Here is a 25,380-nt window from a genome sequence, read left to right as displayed (position 1 = left end):
ACATTTCGCCCTTCGCATTCGGCCCCTCGCACTTTTGGAGAACGTGACGATGACCGTGCCCGAAACGGATGCCCCGAGACAGCGCGAAACACACAGAACGGACGAAATAGAGATAAGACATTACGTCTCGCGGGCCGAACTCCGCGGCACCCGGGTGCGATTGGCCGGATATGCCTATCTGCACCGGGTGGAGACGCACGACGTCACCACCGAACTGGTCGTGCGCGAAAGGGAGACGGGAACGGAGTACCGGCTGCCCGTCACGCACACCGCGTCCCCGCACCTCGGCGCCGACGAGGACGAGGGCAGATACGCCTACGAGAAGGCCGGGTTCGAGGCCGCCTTCGACATCGACACCCTCGCCGACGGTTCGCCCCTCGACGACGGGTTGTGGGACATCTCGCTGGCCGTCGGCGCCCAGGGGCTCACGCGCGAGGTACGCATAGGCAGCAGACGGGCCGAGCGGCTGGCGGGCCGTCCCGACGTGCGGATCACGGAGACCGTACAAGGTCGGCGCGCTGTCACCCTCTACACGACCGTCCCGTACGGCAACTACACGATCGACCTCGGCGAGCGGAAGCACCCGGTGCTGAAGCGGCTCACCTTCGGAGCCGTCCGCTGGCACGCCGGCCGTCCCACCGAGCTGCTGGTCACCGGCCGCTGCACACTCGGCGCATGCCCGCGCGGGGCGCTGACCGTACACCTCACCAACGAGGACGAGCCGGATGCCACGGCCGTCTTCCCCGCCGTACGGCCCCCGCACGGCGAGCAGTTCACCGTCCACATACCCGTCGCCGAGCTGGCGCCCGGCGTGTGGAGCGGCGAACTCCGGCTCGGGGAAAGGGCGTTGCCGCTGCCGCAGCCGCCGAAGAAACTGGGTGCGGCCAAGTGGTGGCGGCGAAGCGGACTTTGGTACGCGAAGCCGGTTTTCCGGCCGGAGGGCGGGTTCGCACTGCGCGTGGGGAGGACCGGGAAAGCGGGACTTCTCAGGGCGGTTCCCGGTCTCCTGAATCGCCGCGTTCTCCGCTAATTGGCGAACGTGTCCAGGGCGACGTCGAAATACTCCTTCGCCTCCCGCACCTTGCCGACGGGCGCCGACACCCATACGTCGTACATCCGCCCGCCCTCCTCCCAGCACAGGTCGTAGGTGTGGCGTGGCCCCTCGGTCGTGCTGAAGCCGTCCCAGGTGAACTCCCAGAGCGCGGCGGCCTGTTGGCCGTGCACGGTCTCGGTGACCCGTCCGTCGCGGTAACCGGGGTTCGAGGAGGGCCCGTTGGCGTGCGCCCGCTGCATCACCCCGAGCGGGCCGCCCGGTTGGGGGTCGACGACCCTGATCCCGAGCCGGAAGGTCTCCCCCGGTGAGAGATAGAAGACCCGGTCCTTCTGCTCGGTCCGCGTGAAACCGTCCGGCACGGCGAGCGCGAAGCCGCGTGGGTCGTGGGCGAGGCGGTAGCCGGAGGGAGCGGTCCGGGAGGAAGGGCTACTGGGGGGAGGGCTACCGGAGGGAGAGGGCCCGATCGTGCTGGGCGACACCTCCGTCGCCCCCGACACCGTCGCCGTGCTCCCCGGCCTCCCACCCTCGCCGTCCCCCGAGTTCATCAGCAGTGCCGCCGCGGACACCCCTGCCCCGGCCAGCGCCGCGACAAGCACCGCGGCGATGAGCACGGCCCGCCCGGAAGGCCGCGACGCCTGATCCGGCGTACGAGAAGAAGAGGTACGAGGGGATGGGGTACGCGATGAAGGGCGCCGCAGGGAGAGAGTGCGAGGTGACGGCGTCGGCGCCTGTCTCCCGCCGGAGTCCTCGCCCCGCCGGTCCTGCTGCCGGGCCGGCGAGTACCCGGCCGACAGCTTCGGCGTACGCCCGGTCGCCCGGAACGCCCGCAGCATCCGTTCCGCCTGTGCCGCGTCGAGCCGTCGCTCGGGATCGCGCTCCAGGAGCCCCCGTACGACGGGCAGGAGTGGCGCGGCCTGGGCCGGTGGCCGTACCTCGTCGATCACGACGGCGTGCAGGATGCCGCCCAACGAGTCGCGCCGGAACGGCGATTCACCGCTCAGCGCCGTACAGATCAGCGCGCCGAGCGACCACAGGTCGGACTCCGGCCCGGTCCTGGTCCCGGACATCCGCTCGGGCGCGGTGTACTCGGGCGAGCCGACGAAGGAGCCACTCTCGGTGAGGGTGGTCGCGCCCGCGACCTGGGCGATCCCGAAGTCGGTGAGGACGATCCGGTCGGTGCCGTCCTCCATGAGGACGTTCGCGGGCTTGATGTCCCGGTGCAGAACACCGGCGGCATGGGCCGCGCCCAGGGCGCCGAGCAGGGCGATGCCGATCCGGGCGGCCTCGTCGGCGTCGACGGGACCGTCCCCGGAGATCCGGTCGGCGAGCGAGCCGCCGTCGATCAGCTCCATGACGATGTACGGGCGTTCGTCCTCCTCGACGACATCGTGGACGACGATGATGTGCGGGTGGTGCAGCTGGGCGACCGCGCGCGCCTCGCGCAGGGTGCGGTCGCGCCGCTGCCGGGCCTCGTCCGCCGAGAGGGAGGTGTCCTGCGTCAACTCCTTGACCGCGACCCGCCGTTCGAGCAGCTGGTCGGTCGCCCGCCAGACGACGCCCATGCCGCCCCGGCCGAGCCTGGCCTCCAGGCGGTACCGCCCGGCGATCACACGGAAGCTGTCCCCCTCGGTCCCCATGAGCCTCATCATGCCGCACCGGAGGACAGGACTCCGGGGCGCCGAGCGGCGGATGACCGACAACCGCCCTACCAGGCGTGCCGTATGCGCGGCGGTGTCAGCCGACCTTCGGCCGCCAGCCCCGCAGCACCGCGCTGAACTGCTCGCGCGCGGTCGCCCAGTCGGCCGCCGGAGAGGACATGTAGAGCAGGTACTCGGCGCCGTCGCGGCCGAGATACGCCTGCTCGATGGCCCGCCGCGGCCCCGGGAACCCCCCGTCCTTCGCCAGCGCGGTCCAGGTGAAGTCCCAGAGCGAACCCTTGCGGTCGCGGTACACGTTCGACTCCAGGCTGACTCTCTTGTACGCGCTGAGTTTCTGGAGCTGCTGTTCCAGGTCGAGTTGGTGGAGGTAGGGGTCGTCGAAGTCGGTGTCCTCGTCGATGGCTATCCGGAGGAAGTGCTCCCCGCCGTCGGGCGAGTAGTCGATCTGCCCGTTCGCCTCCGTCCGCGTCCAACCCTCGGGCAGCGAGAGACTGAAACCGGCCGGATCGTCGACCCGCACCCAGTCCTTGGGCACGGTGCCCGGCACGGCGGAGGACTGCCCACTCGCACTCGCTGTAGCGGAAGGAGAGCCGGAGGCCGTGGCGGACGGCGAGGCCGAGACGGCCGAACCGGCGTTCTTCGAACCGGAGTTCCACTGGTGCAGCCCGAACGCCCCACCCCCGCCGACGAGCACGACCAGCGCGGCGACGAGGGCGACCGTACGCCCCCGGCGGCGCGGCCCGGCCGGAGCGGCAGACCCCACCTGAGCCGACCCGACGACCGGACCGAAGGTCCCCTGGACCGGCGTGGGGGAGCCGACCACGGCCCCGCCCATCCGGAAGGTCCCGACCTCCCCCTCCGCAGTCGTCCGCATCGCCCCCGTGTGAAGCGTCGGCACGTACTGCTCGGCCGCGCGGGGCCGTCGCCCCTCCGCCGCCTCCGCGAGCATCTGTTCGGCCTCGGCCGCTCCGGGCCGTACGGCGGGATCCTTGAGGAGCAGGGCCGTGATGACGGGCGCGAGCGGACCGGCGTACCGCAGCTCGTCGGCCTCGTCCTCGACCACCGCCTGCATGGTGGTCAGCGGGGAGGTGCGGCGGAACGGGGAGCGGCCCTCGACGGCCGTGTACAGCGTGGCGCCGAGCGCCCACAGGTCGGAGGAGGGTCCCGGGTCCTCGCCACGCAGCCGCTCGGGGGCGAGGTAGTCGACCGAGCCGACGATCTCTCCCGTACGCGTGATGGTCGTGTCCCCCTCGACCTGGGCGATGCCGAAGTCGGTGAGCAGGACCCGGCCGTCCTGGGAGAGCAGGACGTTGCCGGGCTTGATGTCCCGGTGCAGTACGCCGGCGGCGTGCGCGGCGGTCAGCGCGCGCAGCACCCACAGGCCGACCCGCGCGGCCTCGCGCGGCTCGATCCGTCCGGCCTCCTTGACCGCGTCGGCCAGCGAGTGGCCCTCGACGAGTTCCATCACGATCCACGGCCGGCCGTCGTGGTCGAGTACGTCGTGCAGGGTGACGACGGCGGAGTGGTTGATCCGCGCCGCCGCGCGCGCCTCGGCCCGGGTCCGGGCGAGCAGGACGGCCTTCTCGCTCTCGGACACGTACAGCGCGGCCGTCAGTTCCTTGACGGCGACGGCACGGTGCAGCAGCTCGTCGTGCGCACGCCACACCCGGCCCATGCCGCCGCTGCCGATGACGTCGACGAGCCGGTAGCGGCCCGCGAGGAGCAGGCCCTGCATCTCATTCACGTTTCCCCGCAATGGTCTTGACAGGGGCAAGACTAAGGAGCCCCCTCGCCGGAGGGAACCGCAGGGGTGCCTACGGGGACAGCACTGTGACGGTTCTGCCCGCCCGGCCTGCCCCCGAGGTCGGCAGATGGCCCGTTGGGGTCAGCCGGTGAACTGATAGGTGGCCGCCGCCTGTTCGTACAGGCGCGTCACCTCGTCCCGCTCGGCCTCCGGCCCACGCACCTGGACCACGTGGTACCGCCCGTCGACGACTATCGCGAGATTGCGTACGAACACCTCGCTGCCGGAGCTGTTCTGCCAGGTGAACTGTCCCTCGGCCATGGTCCGTCCGCCCACCTCGATGGTCCGCATCCCACTGGACGTGGCCCAGGTCGAGTCGCGGAACGGCTGCAGCTCGTACTCCCGCTCCCGCTGGTACGCCATCGGATCGGCGCCGTACTGCTGCGTGGTGTCCCGGCCCGGTACGACGATCAGCTCGAATGCGCCGTGCGAGTAGACGACTTGGCCGCGCCCGTTCTTCGCCGCCCGGTCCCAGCCGTTGGCGACGGCGACCCGGAAGCCCTCGGGGTCGGTACGCACGGTGAAGCCGGCCGCGACATCGGGCCCGGTGGTCGTCTCCGTCTCGGACGAACCGGCCGACGGGGAGGCGCTGTTGCCGTTCCCGCCGCCGGGCGAGGTCTGCTCGGGCCGCGGTTCGCTGCTCGCGTCCGGGTTCTCGGCCGACTGCTCCGGCGCCGTGCTCACCTCTCCGGCGGAACCGGTCCGCTCCCCGTCCTGATCCCCGCTGCTCTTGGCCTTCGGCATGAAGAACATGGCGTACGCGATCGCCGCGGCCAGCACGAGCAGTATCAGGACGAGCAGGTTACGGCCCAGTCTGCGCGGCGCCCGCTTCTCCTGCCTGCCCCGCTTGTGCCGGCCGTGCGGTCCGGTCGCGGGCAGCCCTGCCCGGCGCCTGCGCACCAGCTCGCCCCGGCGCCGTACGATCGGCAGCCGGCGCGGATCGGTGGGCGGCGCGGCGACGGTGTACAGACCGGCCTCGGGCTCCGGCGCCGACCGGACGAGGGAACGCAGCCAGCCGTTCAGCTCCTCGAAGTCGAGCCGCTCGGTGGGGTCCTGACGCAGCAGCGACTCCACGACGGGCCTGAGCGGTCCGCACTCCTCGGCGAAGGCGGGCGGCTCGGCGCACACCAGCTGCACCAGTTCGGCCGTCGACTCCTCGGGGTAGGGCGCATGGCCCTGTACGGCCCTGAAGAGCAGCGCGCCGAGCGCCCACAGGTCGGTCGCGGGACCGATGGGCGGGGCCAGCTGCCAGTTCTCGTGCACGGGACCGGCCTGCTCGGGCGCCCACCGCTCGGTCACCGCCCCGACGAGAGCCATCCGCGCCTGCCGTGCCCGCTCTGCGGCCAGCGGGGTCGCGGGCCCACGCCGGGGAACACCGGGGGCAACCACGTCGTCCCAGCGGCCCGGGGTCCGGCCGGGGACACGATCGGCGGGCGGGACCTGGTCCCGGGGCATGTCCTGGGGCGCGTCCTGGGGCTGAGCGTGAGTCGGCGGCCAGGGCTGCCGGTGTTGTTGCTGATGCGGAACGCTGTCGGCCCCGCTCGTCACGGCGCCGTTCGCTGCGGCGGGGAGCGCGCTGCGTGCCTGTCCGGCGTGCCCGGCCTGACCGGGAATCCCGGTCGCGGGGGCGATGCCACCGTTCCAGGCGGCCGGCGTACGCACGCCGTAGGGGTCGGCGATCTGTCCCGGAGGCGGAGTGGCCGGGCCACGCTCCACACCGGTGCCGTGCGCACCGCCACCGGCGCCGCCCGCCTCGATCGACGGCCGGGCACCGGGCAGCGCGGTACGCCCGCTCTGCTCGGCCTCCTGGACCCGGGCCGCGGCCCGCGCCCCCGCCCGGTACGCGGCGATCGCCCCGGCCCGCGCCGCGCGAATGTCACCGCCGGTCTCCAACGCCCGCCGCTCGCCCCCGGCGGAGCCTCCGTCGCTCCCCTCGGCACCGGGTCCGGGCACCCCGCCACCGGCCCGCGCCTCGATGGCGGCACGCCGGGCAGCCTCGGGATCCCCGGCGGCATCCCCGGCGAACGTCCCCCCGGGAATTCCGTAACCTCCCCCGGCTCCGGACGCCCCACCGCCCCGTGCCTCGACAGCGGCACGCCGAGCGGCCTCGGGATCCCCTCCGGAACCCCCGGCGAACGTCCCACCGGCAACGCCGTAACCCCCGCCCGCACCAGGACGACCGGCCCCGCCTCCCGTCCGCGCCTCGATGGCGGCACGCCGGGCAGCTTCGACATCCCCGGCGGTACCCCCGGAGAACGTCCCACCGGAAGCCCCGTAGTTGCCGCCCCCGCCGGGGTGGCCCGAAACGCCGCCCCCGCCGCCGGGCAACCCCTGGCGCCCCGCCGCACCCGGACCACTCGGCAACGGAGCCGGTGACTGCCCGTACCCTCCGCCCCCGCCACTACCGCCCGCCGAACCCGGCCTCGCGCCGCCACCGGCCCCCGGAGCGCCAACTGCCGCGCCCCCTATGGCCTTCGCGCCCTCAGGTGCCCCGGCCGCCCCAGACGTGTCCCGTCCGGGCACCGGGTCGTACCCGCACAACGCCTCTTCCGCCGCGCCGGCCGCCAGCCCGGTGAGCATCACGCGCCCGTCGTCGCAGACGAGCACCGTGCGCTCGGTGATGTTGCGGTGCACCCAGCCGTGGGCGTGCAGCACGCGCAGTGCCATGAGGACGTCGGCGGCGACCTCGGCCGCGCGGTACGGCGTCAGCGGCTTCTCGGCGAGCAACGACGCCAGCGACCGCGCCGGCACCAGTTCACTCACTATCCACAGCGAGCCGCCCTGGGCGAACACGTCGAAGACCTGGTCGAGCCGTGGGTGGTCGGGGATGGACGCGGCGGCCTGCGCGGCCTCGATGGCACGCCGTACGGCCGGATCGCTGGGCCGACGCGTGGCCGTGGACCGTGTGTCGGACGCTCGTGCCCGACGCCCGTCCCGTGCTACGAACCCGTCCGGCAGCCCGTCCGAGTCGAGCACCTCGGCCTCGACGACCTCGGGCAACGGCACCTGCCTGACCAGGACTTCCTGCCCGCTGTAGGTGTCCCAGGCCCGGGTCTCGGAGAGTTCGAACTCATCGGACGGCGGCAGCGGCAGGCGATAGCGGTCGGCGAGCACCCGCCCCGCATATTCCTCCACGATGCCTCCCCCGGGCCGTCGGCTGCTCAATTCCGTTCGCCATACGTCCCGTTCTGGATGCGTACGGTCCGCAACCACTCACGATACGTGCCGGAGGCAAGTCACAAAGAGAGGATGCGAGATCTCACGGCCTCAACTCGGAACCGCGCACATCACGATTTCGGCTCGAACGTCTCGGTGAACGTCCGCCATGTCTCCTTGCGCAGCTCGGTGCCCCAATTAGACGCTTTCGCCGTGTACATCAGCGCATACCCGGATTGACTGTTGACGACGAACCCCCGGTCCACCGACCGGTACGTCGTCCCGCCCTCCGCATAGGTGAACTCCCAGTCGGCCGTGTTCCAGCCGCGGTAGTTCACCTTCGCTATTCGGATCCTGTCGTACTGCGAACGCGTCATGTACCGCTCTTGGTTCTCCCAGTCCGCCACGGGATCGGACTTGGGCGTAGTGGTCCACCCGACGAGCAGTTTCTGCCCGGCGGGCCCCGCGAACCGGGCGCCCGCGGCCCCTGTGGACTCGAACTTCCACCCGGTGGGCAACCCGATGGAGAACCCCTGCCCACTCGTGTAAGTGGACACACCCGAGACACCACTGGACTCACTCGCCGTCGCACTGGGCGAGTTCGCCGTGCCCGTCCCCGTACCCGAGCCGGTCCCCGCCTCGGCGCTCTTCGAGGCGTCGGCGCTCTGCCCGCCGTCCGTACGGGTGCCGTCGTCCTTGTCCTCCTTGGTCTCGGCGGAGGCAGAGGCGGAGGAAGTCACCTTGCCGCCACCGCTCTTCGCGCCGCCGGCAGCATCGTCGGCGGAGTCGCCGCCCCCGAGCACGAGGGCCAGCACCACGCCGAGCACGATGACCGCGATGACCACCCCGATGATCACCAGCGTCCGCTTCGGCACCACATCGGTGATCGGCGCCCTGGGCACCGGCCGAGGCGGCAGATCCGGCGGCGGCACGACAGGCCACCCCGAACTCCGCCCCGCGGTACCGGCGTTACCCGCCGGAGCCCCGGCCTCCCGAGTCTTGCCGTCCCGCGCCCCGGGAACAACGGCCCCCTGAGCACCACCACTCTTCGCAGCCTCACCCGCCACCCCGGCGGAAGCAGCACTCCCGGAAACCGCGCTGCGAGAGGACGCGCTGCCAGAGGACGCACCACCGGAGGCCGAACTCCCGGAGGGCGCGCCGCCGGAGGGCGCGCCGCCGGAGGGCGCGGCACCCACGCCCGCACCTGTCCCGGGCCCGGCCGCCGCCGCGCCCCCGGACTCCGAAGTACCGGCGGCCCCGGCGGAGTCGGCGCCCTTCGTACGAACAGCCGCCCCAGCCCCGGCCCCCGCCGCGACAGCCGCCGCCTTCTTCACGGTCCGGAACGCCCCACGGAACCGCTCGCCGGCCTCCTCGCCCCGCTTGCCCCCGGAGCCCGAGTCGGCCGGACTCCCGCTCTCCGCACCCTTGTCCGCCCGCTTGCCCTTGCCCGGCACAGGCGGCAACGGCACGACCTTCGTGACGTCCGCCGGCTCCTGCTCGGCCTCCTTGGGCTCGGGCGCGTGGATCACCGCGTTGAGCATCGTGCGCGCACCGGCGTCGTCGAGCCGCTTGGCGGGATCCTTGGTGAGCAGTCCGTAGATCACGTCCTTCAGCGGGCCCGCGTTCTTCGGCTCCTCCAGCTGCTCCGTCATCACGGCGGTCAGCGTCGCGATCGCGGACCCCTTGTCGTACGGCGGCACACCCTCGACCGACGCGTACAACAGGCCGCCGAGCGACCAGAGGTCGGCCGCCGGGCCGGGCTTGTGGCCTCGGGCCCGCTCCGGCGAGATGTAGGAGGGCGCGCCGACGAGCATGCCGGTCGAGGTGATCGACGGGTCGCCCTCGACCTGCGCGATACCGAAGTCGGTGAGGACGACCCGGCCGTCCTCCGACATCAGCACGTTCGACGGCTTCACGTCGCGGTGCAGGATGCCCTCGCGGTGCGCGGACCTGAGCACGTCGAGTATCGCGAGGCCCACCTCGGCCGCGCGCTGCGGCTCAAGGAGCCCGTCCTCACGGATGACCTCGGCGAGCGACTTGCCCTCGACGAGTTCCATGACGATCCAGGGCCGGTCGTCCTCCTCGACCACGTCGAAGACGGTCACGGCGCTGTTGTTGCGGATCCGCGCGATCGCCTTGGCCTCGCGCAGCGTCCGCGTGATCAGCCGCCGCTTCTCCTCCTCGTCGATGCTCCCCGGGAACCGCAGCTCCTTGACGGCGACGGTCCGGCCCAGGGTCTCGTCCTCCGCGCGCCAGACGGTGCCCATGCCGCCGCGGCCGAGGACCCCTCCCAGCCGGTACCGCCCGGCGAGGAGACGCTCACTCTTGTCCTCACGGGATGCGCCCGCCCGCTCCGCCTCCGACATGCGTCCCCTCATGCAACCCGCCCTGACAGAACCTCCATTGTCCCTCACCCGACAACCGGCCGACGCCCAGGGTGCCCCTCGGGACGGACGGTGGCCTGTGGGAAGAGGGACCGTGTGAAGCGCGCGTTCCACCGCCCCACCTGCGGTCGGTGCCTCCTCACCTTCCGAACGACCTCGGAACGACCTCCGAATGAACACGGACAAGAGCGCGGGACCCGACCCCGAACCGGCCCCGCCCGTCGCCGAGTTCCGCCCCCGCACCCCGTAGAACGGACGAGTGCCGGACAAAGATCCCAGTTCACGACACTCGTTCGAGTGACGCCCAGAGGTTCGAGGTCAGTGTCGTGAAACGGCGTCAGAGCGGCACGATGTCCGGCGCGCCCAGCCGCGCAGCGTCCGCCGTCAGGTCGTCCGGCTGGCGCTGCGACTCGCGCTCGGCCTCCACCCGCTTGTCGTAGTGCTGGACCTCGCGCTCGATCTGGTCCTTGTCCCAGCCGAGGACCGGCGCCATCAGCTCCGCCGCCTCGCGGGCACTGCGCGTCCCCCGGTCGAACGTCTCGATGGAGATCCGGGTCCGCCGCGTCAGCACGTCGTCGAGATGCCGCGCCCCCTCGTGCGAGGCCGCGTACACGATCTCCGCCCGCAGATAGTCCTCCGCCGACTGCAGGGGCTCGCCGAGCGAGGAGTCCGCGGCGATCAGATCGAGAACCTCCTGCGCCAGTGAGCCGTACCGATTCAGCAGATGCTCCACGCGCACCACATGCAGGCCGGTGCGCGCGGCGGTGCGCGCCCGGGCGTTCCACAGCGCCCGGTAGCCCTCGGCCCCGATCAGCGGCACGTCCTCCGTCACGCACTCGGCGACCCGCTGGTCGAGCCCGTGCACCGCCGCGTCGACGGCGTCCTTCGCCATCACCCGGTACGTCGTGTACTTGCCGCCCGCCACGACCACGAGGCCCGGCACCGGATGCGCCACGGTGTGCTCGCGCGACAGCTTGCTGGTGGCGTCGGACTCACCGGCGAGGAGGGGCCGCAGGCCCGCGTACACGCCCTGGACGTCGTCCCTGGTCAGCGGCACGGCGAGCACCGAGTTCACATGTTCCAGCAGATAGTCGATGTCGGCGCTGGAGGCCGCCGGGTGGGCCTTGTCGAGGTCCCAGTCGGTGTCCGTCGTCCCGACGATCCAGTGCCTGCCCCACGGGATCACGAACAGCACGGACTTCTCGGTGCGCAGGATCAGCCCGGTCGTCGAGTGGATCCGGTCCTTGGGGACGACCAGGTGGATGCCCTTGGACGCCCGGACGTGGAACTGCCCGCGCTCGCCGACCATCCCCTGGGTGTCGTCGGTCCACACGCCCGTGGCGTTGACGATCTGGCGGGCGCGGATCTCGTACTCCCCACCGGCCTCGACGTCCTGGACCCGGGCGCCGACCACCCGCTCGCCCTCCCGCAGAAAGCCGGTCACCCGCGCGCGGTTGGCGACTTTCGCGCCGTACGCGGCGGCCGTGCGCACCAGGGTGGCCACATAACGGGCGTCGTCCATCTGCGCGTCGTAGTACTGCAACGCTCCGACCAGCGCGTCCTTCTTCAAGGCGGGCGCGACGCGCAGGGCGTGACGGCGGCTCAGATGGCGGTGCGTCGGCAGGCCCCGCCCGTGCCCGCGGGCCATCGACATCGCGTCGTAGAGCGCGACGCCCGACCCGGCGTACAGCCGCTCCCAGCCCTTGTGCTGCAGCGGATACAGGAAGGCCACCGGCTTCACCAGATGCGGTGCGAGCCGCTCAAGCAGCAGCCCGCGTTCCTTCAACGCCTCCCGCACGAGGGCGAAGTCGAGCATCTCCAGATAGCGCAGGCCGCCGTGGATGAGCTTGCTGGACCTGCTCGACGTGCCCGACGCCCAGTCACGGGCTTCCACAAGACCCGTGGACAGACCGCGGGTCACGGCATCGAGCGCGGTGCCCGCGCCGACCACGCCCGCGCCCACGACCAGCACGTCCAACTCACGCTCGGCCATCGCTGCCAGTGACTCGTCGCGCTGCGCCGGTCCCAGTGCCGCTGTCCTCATCGCTGCCTCCCGCTGTCGGTCGCGCCGGCCGTGTCCGTACGACCGGCTGTCTGCATCCCGTCGTACGGCTGCGCCTGCCCTGATCCCCCTGCCCGAATTCTGACCGGGTTGCCCGACTTCGGCCACCACCCGCCCTCAGCCTGTGGACAACCTCCACGGAAACACCTGTGGAAACTCGCCCACCCAATCCCGCATATCGGTCATATTTACTCCTAGTCTGACATTGCGCTCGCCCGTCCAGTCCACAGGGCTTGCGCACCTGTCCCGCTTCGGCTACTGGGAAGGACGGCCCACGCATGCCCGCAGATCTCGCCGTCATCGGACTCGGACATCTCGGCCTGCCGCTGGCCCAGGCCGCCGTCGCCGCCGGCATCCCCACCCTGGGGTACAAGACCGGCCCCGAGGCGGGTTCCCTCACCGCCGCCGAACTGCGCCGGATGCTCTCCAGAGGCTTCCGGACAGCCGTCGGCCCCGCCGAACTCGGCCGCGTACGCACCGCGGTCATCTGCGCCCCCACACCGCGCGGCGCCGACGGCACCCTGGACCTCAGCCAGGTGGAGGCAGCCGCCCGCACCCTGGCGGCCCGCCTGCGCCCGCACACCACGGTGATCCTGGAGTCACCGGTACAGCCGGGCACGACGGAGGAGTTCCTGCGCCCCCTCCTGGAAGAGGGCTCCGGACTGCGGGCGGGCCGGGACTTCCACCTCGCCTACTCCCCCAGCCGCGTCGACCCCGGCAACCGCGACTTCACGCCCGCCAACACCCCCAAGGTCATCGGCGGCCTCACCCCCGCCTGCACCGAGTCGGCCGCCGCCTTCTACAGCCGCCTCACCGACAAGGTGGTACGCGCGCGTGGACCCCGTGAAGCGGAAACGGTCCAACTCCTGGAGACCAACTTCCGCCACGTCAACATCGCCCTCGTCAACGAGATGGCCGTCCTCTGCAACGACCTTGGCGTCGACCTCTGGGACGTCATCCGCTGCGCGGAGACCAAGCCGTTCGGCTTCCAGGCCTTCCGCCCCGGCCCGGGCGTCGGCGGCCACGCGGTCCCCCAGGACCTCCATGGCCACTCCGGCCGTACCCTGCGCATGGTGGAACTCGCCCAGCAGGTCAACAACCACATGCCCCAGTACGTCATCCAGCGCGCGGCCACGCTCCTGAACGAGCACGGCAAGTCGGCCCGAGGCGCCCGCGTACTCCTCCTGGGCGTCACCTACAAGCCCGACCTCGCCGACCAACAGGGCTCCCCCGCCCAGGAGATCGCGATCCGCCTGATGGAACTGGGCGCCTCCGTCAGCTACCACGACCCCCACGTCCCGTCCTGGAGCGTCCTGGACCGCCCCGTCCCGCGCGCGGACTCCTTCTACGAGGCGGCAGCCGACGCCGACCTGACGATCCTCCTCCAGCAGCACCGCACGTACGACCTCCAGGGCCTGTCGGTGAAGGCGCAGTTGCTGCTGGACACGCGGGGGGCTACGCCTACGGGGGCGGCGCATCGGTTGTGAACGGGGGGCGCGTGCGGGTGGCTACGCCTCCGGGGCTGGTGGCGTGGGGGGCGCTTGCGTCGGTAGCGTGTGGAGTGGAGGCCATCGCAGGGGGTAAGCGTTTTACTGCGGTGGACTCCTGAACGGATCACGGGTGTCCGCCCCTAATTTCCGTAGGGGTGGCCGCTCACTTTCCGTATGTCCACAAGATGCACCATCAACGGTACCGGGCCGCCCGACGGCGAACCCGGTACCGTACAAAGAAGTGGAGCCCACCGCAGCGGTCACTGCGGCAGGCTCCTGGACGGATAACGGGTGTCCGCCCCTACATCTCATAGGGGCGGCCGCTCACCGTCCGTAAACCCACAAGACACACCTCCTCCGGAACTTGACCGCCCGAAGACGGATCCGATCCCAGCGGGTGGGCTTGCGGTGGCGACCCATGGGCGCCCCCTTCCGCGATGCCGCCCAGTTGACCCGGTGGGCGGTTTGCTGGAACTCGGGCCGGGCCCCGACGGGCGGGGGTCCGGAACCATGTCCCTGGAAGGGGGCGCTCCAGAGATCTGGGGCGCCGACACACACGCTAGCCCCCGCGCCTCCCCTGACCAGCCCGTATCCACCCCGAACGCAACCGCGCGCCCGCGCCCCGCACCACGCGCCCCCACTCCGGACAGCCAAAAGGGGGCCGGTCACCTCGGCAGGTGACCGGCCCCCTTTTCGGGCCCCGAATTCCGTCCTACGGACTACCGCTGATGCACCGAGTCCGCCACCGCGACCTCAACCCGCTGGAACTCCTTCAGGTCGCTGTACCCAGTCGTGGCCATCGCGCGGCGCAGGGCGCCGAAGAAGTTCATCGAGCCGTCGGGGATGTGCGAGGGGCCCGCGAGGACCTCCTCGATCGTGCCGACCGTGCCGAGGTCGACCTTCTTGCCGCGCGGCAGTTCCTCGTTGACGGCCTCCATGCCCCAGTGGTGGCCCTTGCCGGGCGCGTCCGTGGCACGGGCCAGCGGGGAGCCCATCATGACCGCGTCGGCGCCGCAGGCGATCGCCTTGGGGAGGTCGCCGGACCAGCCGACGCCGCCGTCGGCGATCACGTGCACGTACCGGCCGCCGGACTCGTCCATGTAGTCGCGGCGGGCGGCGGCCACATCGGCGACCGCGGTGGCCATCGGGACGCGGATGCCCAGCACGTTGCGCGTGGTGTGCGCGGCGCCGCCGCCGAAGCCGACCAGCACGCCGGCCGCGCCGGTGCGCATCAGGTGCAGGGCCGCGGTGTACGTGGCGCAGCCGCCGACGATCACCGGGACGTCCAGTTCGTAGATGAACTGCTTCAGGTTCAGCGGCTCGGCGGCGCCGGAGACGTGCTCCGCGGAGACCGTCGTACCGCGGATGACGAAGATGTCCACGCCCGCGTCGACGACGGCCTTGGAGAACTGGGCCGTGCGCTGCGGGGAGAGCGCGGCGGCGGTGACCACGCCCGAGTCGCGCACCTCCTTGATGCGCGCGCCGATCAGCTCCTCCTTGATGGGGGCCGCGTAGATCTCCTGGAGGCGGCGTGTCGCGTTGTCCACGTCCAGCTCGGCGATCTCGTCGAGCAGCGGCTGCGGGTCCTCGTACCGCGTCCAGAGGCCTTCCAGGTTCAGGACTCCGAGGCCGCCCAGCTCACCGATGCGGATCGCGGTGGCCGGGGAGACGACCGAGTCCATGGGGGCCGCCAGGAAGGGCAGCTCGAAGCGGTAGGCGTCGATCTGCCAGGCGATCGAGACCTCCTTCGGGTCGCGCGTACGACGGCTCGGGACGACGGCGATGTCGTCGAAGGCGTACGCCCTACGGCCGCGCTTGCCGCGCCCGATCTCGATCTCAGTCACGTGTGTGGCCTTTCCCTCTTCGGTTCTGCGCCTCCCAGTATCCCCGACGGGCACGACGGAGGCGGTCCCGGAGTACCTCCGGGACCGCCCCTCGCCCGCCTGGTTACCGCTCGCGCCTACTTGCGGCTGTAGTTGGGCGCCTCGACCGTCATCTGGATGTCGTGCGGGTGGCTCTCCTTGAGCCCCGCCGACGTGATGCGGACGAAGCGGCCCTTGGACTCCATCTCGGAGACGGTGGCCGCGCCGACGTAGCCCATCGTCTGGCGCAGGCCGCCGACGAGCTGGTGCAGCACGGCGGCCAGCGGGCCGCGGTAGGGCACCTGGCCCTCGATGCCCTCGGGGACGAGCTTGTCGTCGGAGCCGACGTCGGCCTGGAAGTAGCGGTCCTTGGAGTACGACTTCGCCTGGCCGCGCGACTGCATGGCGCCCAGCGAGCCCATGCCGCGGTACGACTTGAACTGCTTGCCGTTGATGAACATCAGCTCGCCCGGGGACTCCTCGCAGCCCGCCAGGAGGCTGCCGAGCATCACGGAGTCGGCGCCGGCGGCGAGTGCCTTGCCGATGTCGCCGGAGTACTGGAGGCCACCGTCGCCGATGACGGGGATACCGGCGGCGCGGGCCGCGAGGGCCGCCTCGTAGATGGCGGTCACCTGCGGTACGCCGATGCCGGCGACCACGCGGGTGGTGCAGATGGAGCCGGGGCCGACGCCGACCTTGATGCCGTCGACGCCCGCGTCGATCAGGGCCTGGGCGCCGTCACGCGTGGCGACGTTGCCGCCGATCACGTCGACGTGGACGTTCGACTTGATCTTCGACATCCAGCTCAGGGCGTTGCTGTTGTGCCCGTGCGAGGTGTCGACGACCAGGAAGTCCACGCCCGCCGCGGCGAGCGCCTGGGCGCGTTCCAGCGCCTCGGGGCTGGCGCCGACGGCCGCGCCGACCAGCAGCCGGCCCTCGGAGTCCTTGGCGGCACCCGGGTACTTCTCGGCCTTGACGAAGTCCTTGACCGTGATCAGGCCCTTGAGGAGACCGGAGTCGTCGACCAGGGGAAGCTTCTCGATCTTGTGGCGGCGCAGCAGCTCCATGGCGTCGCTGCCGGAGATGCCGACCTTGCCGGTGACCAGCGGCATCGGCGTCATGACCTCACGGACCTGACGCGAGCGGTCGGTCTCGAAGGCCATGTCGCGGTTGGTGACGATGCCGAGCAGCTTGCCGTTGCCGTCCGTCACCGGGACACCGCTGATGCGGAACTTGGCACAGAGCGCGTCGGCCTCGGCCAGCGTGGCGTCCGGGTTCACCGTGATCGGGTCGGTGACCATGCCGGACTCGGAGCGCTTCACGAGGTCGACCTGGTTGACCTGGTCCTCGATGGAGAGGTTGCGGTGCAGCACACCGACCCCGCCCTGCCGGGCCATGGCGATCGCCATGCGCGACTCGGTCACCTTGTCCATCGCCGCGGAGAGCAGCGGGATGTTGACCCGGACGTTGCGGGAGATGCGGGACGAGGTGTCGACCGCGTTGGGCAGCACCTCGGATGCGCCCGGCAGCAGCAGCACGTCGTCGTAGGTGAGCCCGAGGGTCGCGAATTTGGCGGGCACTCCGTCGACGTTGGCAGTCATGACACCTTCCCCAAATGGCCTTGATCGGTGCGGATGTCCATGCTAACGGGAAGCACGGGTCCCGAATTCCACGGTGCGGGCTGCCCCGGGGCTTCGTATGTTCGTACGGAATCGACTGTTCGTACGGAGTCGACGCCCCGGCCGTTCATACGAGAGCCGGGACGGGGGCTCTCAAAGGGGCCCTTGAGCGCCAGACCCCTACTGTTCCGCCAGCGCCCGCAGCCGGCTCAGCGCGCGATGCTGGGCAACACGCACCGCTCCGGGTGACATTCCCAACATCTGGCCCGTCTCCTCGGCCGTGAGGCCCACCGCGATGCGCAGCAGGAGCAGTTCGCGCTGGTTCTCGGGGAGGTTGGCCAGGAGTTTCTTGGCCCATTCGGCGTCGCTGCTCAGCAACGCGCGTTCCTCTGGGCCGAGGGAGTCGTCGGGGCGTTCCGGCATCTCGTCCGAGGGAACGGCTGTCGAGCCGGGGTGGCGCATCGCGGCACGCTGGAGGTCGGCGACCTTGTGCGCGGCGATCGCGAAGACGAACGCCTCGAACGGGCGTCCGGTGTCGCGATAGCGCGGCAGGGCGAGGAGGACGGCGACGCAGACCTCCTGCGCCAGGTCCTCGACGAAGTGCCGCGCGTCGCCCGGCAGTCGGGACAGCCGGGTGCGGCAGTAGCGCAGGGCGAGGGGGTGGACATGGGCGAGCAGGTCGTGCGTGGCCTGCTCGTCCCCGTCGACGGCACGGTGGACGAGACCACCAATCACCCCATGGGCATAAGCCGCCTCGTCGTCGCGCATCGGACCATGGTGCCTTGGCGCCGCTCTCTCCGTGGCACCGCGTCCGTTGTTGTGCACCGAAGCGTTATGAGCAGGTGCGCCGGAACTCATATCCTGCGCCCTCCCCTTCCGCTCGACCGACTCGTCCCCGAGGAACTCCACACCTCAAGGATGCGGCATCCGCGGCGAAACGAGCAGCGGGCACCCGGCGGGCTGTTTTGCCACCCCCGCCCACCTTGCGGTAGGCGGGGACTTCTTCACCCCCGCTGAGGCCCACTTATCGGACCAGACCCCACCGGAAACCGAGCGCCACCGCGTGCGCGCGGTCCGAGGCGCCGAGCTTCTTGAAAAGGCGCCTGGCGTGCGTCTTCACCGTGTCCTCGGAGAGGAACAGCTCGCGTCCGATCTCCGCGTTCGACCGGCCGTGGCTCATGCCTTCCAGTACCTGGATCTCGCGCGCGGTGAGCGTGGGCGCGGCGCCCATCTCGGCCGAGCGGAGCCGGCGCGGCGCGAGCCGCCAGGTCGGGTCGGCCAGTGCCTGCGTCACCGTGGCCCGCAGTTCGGCACGCGAGGCGTCCTTGTGCAGATAGCCGCGGGCACCGGCGGCGACGGCGAGCGCCACGCCGTCCAGGTCCTCGGCGACGGTGAGCATGATGATGCGTGCTCCGGGGTCCGCGGACAGCAGCCGCCGGACCGTCTCGACGCCGCCCAGACCGGGCATGCGTACGTCCATCAGAATCAGGTCCGAACGGTCGGCACCCCAGCGGCGGAGGACTTCCTCGCCGTTGGCCGCCGTGGTCACGCGCTCGACACCGGGCACGGTCGCGACCGCGCGGCGGAGCGCCTCTCGGGCAAGCGGGGAGTCGTCGCAGACGAGGACGGATGTCATGGCCGCCCTCCGCAGCTGATGCGCGTCACCTTGAGCCTCCAGGCTGGTACTAATCGTCACCTGTGCGGTTGACGCTCGACCGATTTTCCCGGCAGTGGGTACTGCCGCCCGTCCGAGCGCTTGTTCCTCCAACCGCCTCCGCACTCTCAACGATGGTCACTCGAAAGAGTTACGGGGCTGTGTGTCGTCTTCGGCACTCTACGTGAGGGCGTGGACACGGTGCAGACATGCACAACAGACCCTCAACGTTTCATCACAACCTATGCCCCATTCAGACTGTTTTCTTCCCATTTGTTGGTGTCTGAGGCTAGATTCGCAATGAGTCATATTTTCATCTCCTTAGATCGTAGTTGTACGGTCAGAGGCACAACCTCAGCCCAGAACGGCAACAAGGGGACACGTAATGGCAGATTTCTCCCGCCTTCCCGGTCCGAACGCGGACCTCTGGGACTGGCAGCTCCTCGCGGCCTGCCGCGGGGTCGACAGCTCGCTCTTCTTCCACCCGGAGGGAGAGCGCGGTGCGGCACGGAGCGCTCGTGAGAACTCGGCCAAGGAGGTCTGCATGAGATGCCCGGTCCGCGCGCAGTGCGCGGCGCACGCGCTGGCGGTGCGCGAGCCGTACGGCGTGTGGGGTGGATTGACCGAGGACGAACGCGAAGAGCTGATGGGACGCGCCCGCAACCGGCTGGTGTCGGCGTCGGCCGGTGGCGGGGACCTCGGCTCGAACAACTGAAGGAACGTTTCTGCGATACCCGCGGTGCCTACGACACGGGTACGCGCACGCGTGCCCGTGCTGTGACCGGGGCGCGCCTCTAGGCCCGCGTCGCCGCCCGCGCCAGCTCGTCCAGCGTCGCCGCCACCGCCGGCACCTTCGCCAGGTCGGGCAGGGTCAGCGCGACGATCTCCCGCCGTACCGCCGGTTCCAGCGTCACCGCACGCGCACCCCGTGGCCGTACGGAGTCGATGGCGAGCTGGGGCAGGACGGCCACGCCGAGGCCCGCGCCCACCAGGCCGATCACCGCCGGGTAGTCGTCGGTCGCGAAGTCGATGCGCGGGGTGAAGCCGGCGCTCTCGCAGGCCTCGACCAGCTGGCCCCGGCAGCGCGGGCAGCCGGCGATCCACGGTTCGGCGGCGAGTTCGCCCAGGGCGACCGACTCCGCGCGGGACAGGCGGTGCCCCTCGGGCACGAGGCCGACGAGCCGGTCGGTGAGGAGCGGGCGGACCACCAGGTCGTCCCACTCGCCGGCGCCCGCCGCGCCCTCGTACCGGAAGGCGAGGGCCACGTCGCAGTCGCCCTCGCGCAGCAGTTCGACGGAGTGCGGGGGTTCGGCCTCCTCCAGGGAGACCCGGGTGCCGGGGTGGGCGGCACGCAGGGCGGCGAGGGCGGTCGGTACGAGGGTGGAGCTGCCGCTGGGGAAGGAGACCAGCCGGACCCGCCCGGCGCGCAGGCCGGCGATCGCGGCGACCTCCTCCTCCGCCGCCGTGAGGCCCGAGAGGATGCCGGCCGCGTGCCGCACCAGTGCCTCGCCCGCCTGGGTCAGGCGCATCTCGCGGCCGTTGCGGACGAGCAGCGGGGTGCCGACCGAGGCTTCCAGTGCCTTCATCTGCTGGCTCACGGCGGGCTGGGTGCAGCCCAGTTCGCGGCCCGCCGCCGAGAAGGAGCCGGTGGTGGCCACGGCACGCAGGACACGGAGGTGACGGGCTTCGATCATTTTTCGATCATAAGTGATTCTTGGGGATGAGGGTGAATAATGCGTCGACGCTTTGGGCAAGTCTGATTTAGCGTGGGGTCATGGATGTTGGGGCGGATACGGGGGCGAGTGCTGTGATGAAGGTGTTGTCCGTGAACGTGGGTCGTGCGCAGTCCGTGCCGTACACGGACCATCCGCAGGGCACCGGTATCGACAAGCGGCCGGTGGACGGGCCGGTGCGGGTGGCGGCGCCCGGGCTCAAGGGGATCGGCGGCAGCGGTCTGGCCGGGGACACCATCTGCTCGAAGGAGCACCACGGCGGCGACGAACAGGCGGTGTACGCGGTCGCGCGCGAGGACCTCGACGAGTGGGAGCGCGAGCTGGGCCGTCCGCTGCGCGACGGGATGTTCGGCGAGAACCTCACCACTCGGGGCCTCGATGTGTCCGGCGCGCTGATCGGCGAGCGCTGGCGGATCGGCTCCGAGGTGGTCCTCGAGGTCACCAGCGGGCGTATCCCCTGTGCGACGTTCCAGGGCCATCTGGGTGAGAAACGGTGGGTGAAACGGTTCACGGAGCGGGGTGCGCCGGGTGCCTATCTGCGGGTGATCGAGCCGGGTGCGATACGGGCGGGCGACCAGATCGAGATCGTGCACCGGCCGGAGCACGAGGTGACGGTCGCCCTGTACTTCCGCGCGCTGACGACCGAGCGGACCCTGATGCCCCGGCTGCTCACGGCCGGTGCGGCCCTGCATTCGGAGGCGGCGGCGAGGGCTCACGAATATGTGAAGAAGTACGGCTGACGCGCGGACACGGCACGGCTGCTGACAAGGCATTACGCCGGAGGTCCGGGCGGGGACTTCACGATCTGGAGGGAGCGTGCAGGGGGCGGACGGGAAGGGACGGGAACAGTCCGGGTCACTAATCTTGCGCCATGACAACGGCTCTGATTACGGGATCGACCGCGGGAATCGGTGCCGCGTTCGCGCGGCGGCTGGCGGCCGACGGCCACAACCTCGTCCTGGTGGCGCGCGACGCCGAACGGCTCGGCGAGCAGGCGACCGAACTGCACGACCGGCACGGCATCGAGGCGGAGGTGCTGAGCGCCGACCTCGCGACGGACGCCGGCATCGAGGCGGTGGCCGCGCGCCTCGGCGACCGCAAGAACCCCGTCGACCTGCTGGTCAACAACGCCGGCTTCGGCAACAAGGGCCGCTATCTCGACGTACCGATGGCGGACGAGCTGAGGATGCTCAAGGTGCACTGCGAGGCGGTGCTGCGGCTGACCGGTGCGGCGGCCGAGGCGATGCGGGAGCGGGGGCGCGGGGGTGTCGTCAATGTCGCGTCCGTCGCCGCCTTCGTGCCGCGCGGTACGTACGGGGCGTCGAAGGCGTGGGTCGTGCAGTTCACGCAGGGGGCGGCGAAGGACCTGGCGGGGAGCGGGGTGCGGCTGATGGCGCTGGCGCCCGGTTTCGTGCGTACGGAGTTCCATGAGCGGGCCGGGATGGGGACGGACAACATCCCGAACTGGATGTGGCTGGACGCGGACAAGCTGGTCGCGGCGGCGCTCGCGGATCTGGCCCGGGGCAAGTCGCTGTCGATTCCGGACCCGCGCTACAAGGCGCTGATGGGCGTGGTGAAGGTGACGCCCCGCGCGCTGCTGGGCGGGATCTCGTCGAAGACGGGGCGGAAGTACGGGCCTCAGTAGCCTCAGTGGTCCCGGTGGCCTCCGCGGTCTCCGCGGTCTCCGGCAGAGGTGTCGCCGTCGTTCCGGTGGGAGTATGGAGAGAGGTACCGGACCCAGGGGGGCCGAAGGCGGCGCCATGACATTCGTACAGTTGATCGATTGCAAGACCAGTCGGTTCGACGAGATGAACCGGCTGATGGACACCTGGGTCGAGCAGACCAAGGGGAAGCGGACCGCGACGCACACTCTGATCGGCAAGGATCTCTCGGACTCGTCGCACTTCGTCGAGATCGTGGAGTTCCCGTCGTACGAGGAGGCGATGCGGAACTCGAACCTTCCCGAGACCGACCGGATCTTCCGGGAGATGGTCGCCCTGTGCGACGAGATGCCGACGTTCACCGACCTGGACGTCGTACGGGACGAGCAGTTGTGCGCGGACACCGCGCGGCGGTTCTTCGAGGTGATCGCCACCCGGGGTGAACTGCCCCCGCTCAACGACCTGTTCGTGGAGCACTACCACGACCACGATCCGTCCAACGAGCAGGACAACCTCGGGCTGGACGCGGCGCGGCGCGAGATGCAGATGTGGCGCGCGTCCTTCGACTTCGCGTTCACCGTCGAGGACCAGATCGCCCAGGGCGACCGGGTCTGCACACGCTGGACATGGAACGGGACCCAGCGGGGCGAGTTCCTGGGGATCCCCAACAGCGGGAAGAAGGCCTCGATGACCGGCGCGACCATCTTCCGGTTCGACACGGACGGGAAGATCGTCGAGGGCTGGTGGCAGTACGACCGGCTGGGGCTGATGGGGCAGTTGGGGGCGCTGGAGGGCTTGGAACAGTAGGACGTACGGGGCATCGGACCGCCCGCGAAGGGAGAAACCCCCCGTTCCGGCCAGGAACGGGGGGTTTCTTCGTCTGCCAGTGTTCTGGCCGGTACCTCGACTAGTGGGAGTGGCCGTGGCCGTGGCCCGCAGCCGGCTCTTCCTCTTCCTTCTTCTCGACGACCAGGGTCTCGGTCGTGAGGAGGAGGGAGGCGATCGAGGCCGCGTTCTCCAGAGCGGAGCGGGTGACCTTGACCGGGTCGATGACGCCCTGCTTGACCAGGTCGCCGTACTCGCCGGTGGCGGCGTTGAAGCCCTGGCCCTTGTCGAGCTCGGCGACCTTGGAGGTGATGACGTAACCCTCCAGGCCGGCGTTCTCGGCGATCCAGCGCAGCGGCTCGACGGCGGCCTTGCGGACGACCGCGACACCCGTCGCCTCGTCGCCGGTCTTGCCGAGGTTGCCCTCGAGGATCTTCACGGCGTGGACGAGCGCGGAGCCACCGCCGGAGACGATGCCCTCCTCGACCGCGGCGCGGGTCGCCGAGATGGCGTCCTCGAGACGGTGCTTCTTCTCCTTCAGCTCCACCTCGGTGGCGGCGCCGACCTTGATCACGCACACGCCGCCGGCCAGCTTCGCGAGGCGCTCCTGGAGCTTCTCGCGGTCCCAGTCGGAGTCCGTGTTCTCGATCTCGGCCTTGATCTGGTTGATCCGGCCGGCCACGGCACCCTTGTCGCCACCGCCGTCGACGATGACCGTGTCGTCCTTCGAGATGGTGACGCGGCGGGCGGTGCCCAGTACGTCGATGCCGACCTGGTCGAGCTTGAGGCCGACCTCCTCGGCGATGACCTCGGCGCCGGTGAGCGCCGCCATGTCGCCGAGCATCGCCTTGCGACGGTCACCGAAGCCGGGGGCCTTGACGGCGACCGCGTTGAAGGTGCCGCGGATCTTGTTCACGACCAGGGTCGACAGGGCCTCGCCCTCGACGTCCTCGGCGATGATCAGCAGCGGCTTGGAGGAGTTGGTCTGGATGACCTTCTCCAGCAGCGGCAGCAGGTCCTGGATGGAGGAGATCTTGCCCTGGTGGATCAGGATGTACGGGTCGTCGAGGACGGCCTCCATACGCTCCTGGTCGGACACCATGTACGGGGACAGGTAGCCCTTGTCGAAGGCCATGCCCTCGGTGAAGTCCAGCTCCAGACCGAAGGTGTTGGACTCCTCGACGGTGATGACACCGTCCTTGCCGACCTTGTCCATCGCCTCGGCGATGAGCTCGCCGACCTGCGTGTCCTGCGCGGAGAGCGCGGCCACGGCGGCGATGTCGGACTTCTCCTCGATCGGGCGGGCGGTCGCGAGGAGTTCCTCGGACACAGCCTTGACCGCCGCGTCGATGCCCTTCTTCAGGGCGGCCGGGGAGGCGCCGGCGGCGACGTTCTTCAGGCCCTCGCGGACGAGCGCCTGGGCCAGCACGGTGGCGGTGGTCGTACCGTCACCCGCGATGTCGTTGGTCTTGGTCGCCACCTCCTTCACCAGCTGGGCGCCGAGGTTCTCGTACGGGTCGTCCAGCTCGACCTCGCGCGCGATGGTGACACCGTCGTTGGTGATGGTGGGAGCGCCGAACTTCTTGTCGATGACGACGTTGCGGCCCTTGGGGCCGATCGTCACCTTGACCGTGTCGGCAAGCTTGTTGACGCCGCGCTCAAGGGCGCGACGGGCGTCCTCGTCGAACTTCAGGATCTTCGCCATGGGAGCGGTTCAGCCCTCTCGGAAAATTGGGAGAACGAACTGCGCCCCCGGCACCCGGCTGTTGAAGGTCGCGGGGGCCAGGGGCGTAGTTCGCACTGCAATGCTGGTAATACCGGGTGAACTACTTCTCTACGATCGCGAGCACGTCGCGAGCGGAGAGGACGAGGTACTCCTCGCCGTTGTACTTCACTTCGGTGCCGCCGTACTTGCTGTACAGCACGATGTCGCCGGTCTTCACGTCGAGCGGAAGACGCTCGCCGTTCTCGAAGCGGCCCGGGCCCACGGCCAGGACGACGCCCTCCTGGGGCTTCTCCTTGGCGGTGTCCGGGATGACCAGGCCAGAGGCCGTGGTCTGCTCGGCGTCGAGCGGCTGGACCACAATGCGGTCCTCGAGCGGCTTGATGGCAACCTTGGAGCTGGTGGTCGTCACGATCCGACCTCCCCCTTCGGAGATCTCACGGGGTTAACTGTCTGAGGTGGCGACCAGGTGGATCCGTCGTCGCGGGTGCCGGACCTGCCCGTCGCTATTGGCACTCTCCAGGGGGGAGTGCCAGACCTGAGACTATGACTGCGATTAGCACTCGGTCAAGCGGACTGCTAATGCCGCCGGCGGTTTGGCGGGGGTTTCTGGTGATCGTGGGTCCAGTTGTCCGGCCGTTGGTCGGTGTGAGCGCCGGTTCCTGGGGGCTCTGCCCCCAGACCCCCGTTGTCGC

The 25,380-nt window shown here is 70.6% G+C and carries 18 protein-coding genes; 6 read left to right on the top strand and 12 right to left on the bottom strand.

The features are described 5' to 3' along the window. Window positions 1-160 precede the first annotated feature (160 nt). Window positions 161-1,030, top strand: coding sequence for a hypothetical protein (locus tag ACWCRB_RS23710; protein WP_450997939.1), 870 nt, complete (start codon window positions 161-163; stop codon window positions 1,028-1,030). On the opposite strand, the gene ACWCRB_RS23705 is transcribed toward ACWCRB_RS23710, so the two are convergent. The 5 genes from ACWCRB_RS23705 to ACWCRB_RS23685 all read right to left on the bottom strand — a co-directional run bounded on the left by ACWCRB_RS23705 (window position 1,027) and on the right by ACWCRB_RS23685 (window position 12,100). Then, window positions 1,027-2,691 carry a serine/threonine-protein kinase gene (locus tag ACWCRB_RS23705; RefSeq protein WP_450997938.1) on the bottom strand — a complete coding sequence of 555 codons (1,665 nt, stop codon included), beginning with the start codon at window positions 2,689-2,691 and terminating at the stop codon, window positions 1,027-1,029. The two genes, ACWCRB_RS23710 and ACWCRB_RS23705, sit on opposite strands and share 4 nt — an antisense overlap. Window positions 2,692-2,788: 97 nt before the next feature. Then, window positions 2,789-4,447 carry a protein kinase domain-containing protein gene (locus tag ACWCRB_RS23700; protein ID WP_450997960.1) on the bottom strand — a complete coding sequence of 553 codons (1,659 nt, stop codon included), beginning with the start codon at window positions 4,445-4,447 and terminating at the stop codon, window positions 2,789-2,791. A gap of 150 nt (window positions 4,448-4,597) precedes the next feature. Further along, window positions 4,598-7,651, bottom strand: coding sequence for a protein kinase domain-containing protein (locus ACWCRB_RS23695; protein ID WP_450997937.1), 3,054 nt, complete (start codon window positions 7,649-7,651; stop codon window positions 4,598-4,600). A 152-nt stretch (window positions 7,652-7,803) separates the two neighbouring features. Beyond that, window positions 7,804-10,038, bottom strand: a complete 2,235-nt coding sequence (locus ACWCRB_RS23690; RefSeq protein ID WP_450997959.1) for a serine/threonine-protein kinase — start codon at window positions 10,036-10,038, stop codon at window positions 7,804-7,806. 355 nt (window positions 10,039-10,393) lie between these two features. Further along, a complete protein-coding gene (locus ACWCRB_RS23685) occupies window positions 10,394-12,100 on the bottom strand; it encodes a glycerol-3-phosphate dehydrogenase/oxidase (RefSeq protein ID WP_450997936.1) in 1,707 nt (568 codons plus the stop codon). Window positions 12,101-12,396: 296 nt separating this feature from the next. On the opposite strand from ACWCRB_RS23685, the gene ACWCRB_RS23680 reads away from it, so the two are divergent. After that, entirely contained in the window at window positions 12,397-13,605 is a 1,209-nt protein-coding gene (locus ACWCRB_RS23680) for a nucleotide sugar dehydrogenase (RefSeq protein WP_450997935.1), read from the top strand. Window positions 13,606-14,327: 722 nt separating this feature from the next. Here the strand turns inward: ACWCRB_RS23680 and ACWCRB_RS23675 are convergent. From ACWCRB_RS23675 to ACWCRB_RS23660, 4 genes are all read right to left on the bottom strand, one after another. After that, the gene (locus ACWCRB_RS23675) at window positions 14,328-15,452 is read right to left on the bottom strand and encodes a GuaB3 family IMP dehydrogenase-related protein (RefSeq protein WP_389358363.1); all 1,125 of its coding nucleotides are present in this window, start codon (window positions 15,450-15,452) and stop codon (window positions 14,328-14,330) included. A 116-nt stretch (window positions 15,453-15,568) separates the two neighbouring features. Next, entirely contained in the window at window positions 15,569-17,071 is a 1,503-nt protein-coding gene (gene guaB, locus ACWCRB_RS23670) for an IMP dehydrogenase (RefSeq protein ID WP_450997934.1), read from the bottom strand. 198 nt (window positions 17,072-17,269) lie between these two features. Further along, a complete protein-coding gene (locus ACWCRB_RS23665; protein WP_235475437.1) occupies window positions 17,270-17,857 on the bottom strand; it encodes a sigma-70 family RNA polymerase sigma factor in 588 nt (195 codons plus the stop codon). A 256-nt stretch (window positions 17,858-18,113) separates the two neighbouring features. Beyond that, window positions 18,114-18,725, bottom strand: coding sequence for a response regulator transcription factor (locus ACWCRB_RS23660; protein WP_003948568.1), 612 nt, complete (start codon window positions 18,723-18,725; stop codon window positions 18,114-18,116). Between the two features lie 403 nt (window positions 18,726-19,128). On the opposite strand from ACWCRB_RS23660, the gene ACWCRB_RS23655 reads away from it, so the two are divergent. Beyond that, window positions 19,129-19,458: a WhiB family transcriptional regulator gene (locus ACWCRB_RS23655; protein ID WP_105972818.1), complete on the top strand. Its 330-nt coding sequence runs from the start codon at window positions 19,129-19,131 to the stop codon at window positions 19,456-19,458. A 79-nt stretch (window positions 19,459-19,537) separates the two neighbouring features. On the opposite strand, the gene ACWCRB_RS23650 is transcribed toward ACWCRB_RS23655, so the two are convergent. After that, entirely contained in the window at window positions 19,538-20,437 is a 900-nt protein-coding gene (locus ACWCRB_RS23650; protein WP_450997933.1) for a LysR family transcriptional regulator, read from the bottom strand. A gap of 116 nt (window positions 20,438-20,553) precedes the next feature. On the opposite strand from ACWCRB_RS23650, the gene ACWCRB_RS23645 reads away from it, so the two are divergent. The 3 genes from ACWCRB_RS23645 (at window position 20,554) to ACWCRB_RS23635 (ending at window position 22,944) form a co-directional block, all read left to right on the top strand. Next, on the top strand, window positions 20,554-21,216 hold the full coding sequence (locus tag ACWCRB_RS23645) for an MOSC domain-containing protein (RefSeq protein ID WP_450997932.1): 663 nt from the start codon (window positions 20,554-20,556) through the stop codon (window positions 21,214-21,216). A gap of 131 nt (window positions 21,217-21,347) precedes the next feature. Beyond that, entirely contained in the window at window positions 21,348-22,121 is a 774-nt protein-coding gene (locus ACWCRB_RS23640; RefSeq protein ID WP_450997931.1) for an SDR family NAD(P)-dependent oxidoreductase, read from the top strand. 115 nt (window positions 22,122-22,236) lie between these two features. Continuing rightward, window positions 22,237-22,944 carry an ester cyclase gene (locus tag ACWCRB_RS23635; RefSeq protein ID WP_450997930.1) on the top strand — a complete coding sequence of 236 codons (708 nt, stop codon included), beginning with the start codon at window positions 22,237-22,239 and terminating at the stop codon, window positions 22,942-22,944. Between the two features lie 100 nt (window positions 22,945-23,044). On the opposite strand, the gene groL is transcribed toward ACWCRB_RS23635, so the two are convergent. Next, window positions 23,045-24,667 carry a chaperonin GroEL gene (groL, locus tag ACWCRB_RS23630; protein WP_450997929.1) on the bottom strand — a complete coding sequence of 541 codons (1,623 nt, stop codon included), beginning with the start codon at window positions 24,665-24,667 and terminating at the stop codon, window positions 23,045-23,047. A gap of 121 nt (window positions 24,668-24,788) precedes the next feature. Beyond that, the gene (gene groES / locus ACWCRB_RS23625) at window positions 24,789-25,097 is read right to left on the bottom strand and encodes a co-chaperone GroES (RefSeq protein ID WP_017239619.1); all 309 of its coding nucleotides are present in this window, start codon (window positions 25,095-25,097) and stop codon (window positions 24,789-24,791) included. Window positions 25,098-25,380: the final 283 nt, after the last annotated feature.

The organism is Streptomyces sp. NPDC002156, assembly GCF_053593675.1.
The sequence above is the reverse complement of the archived record's forward strand: the minus strand, read 5'-3'. Positions and strand labels throughout refer to the sequence as shown.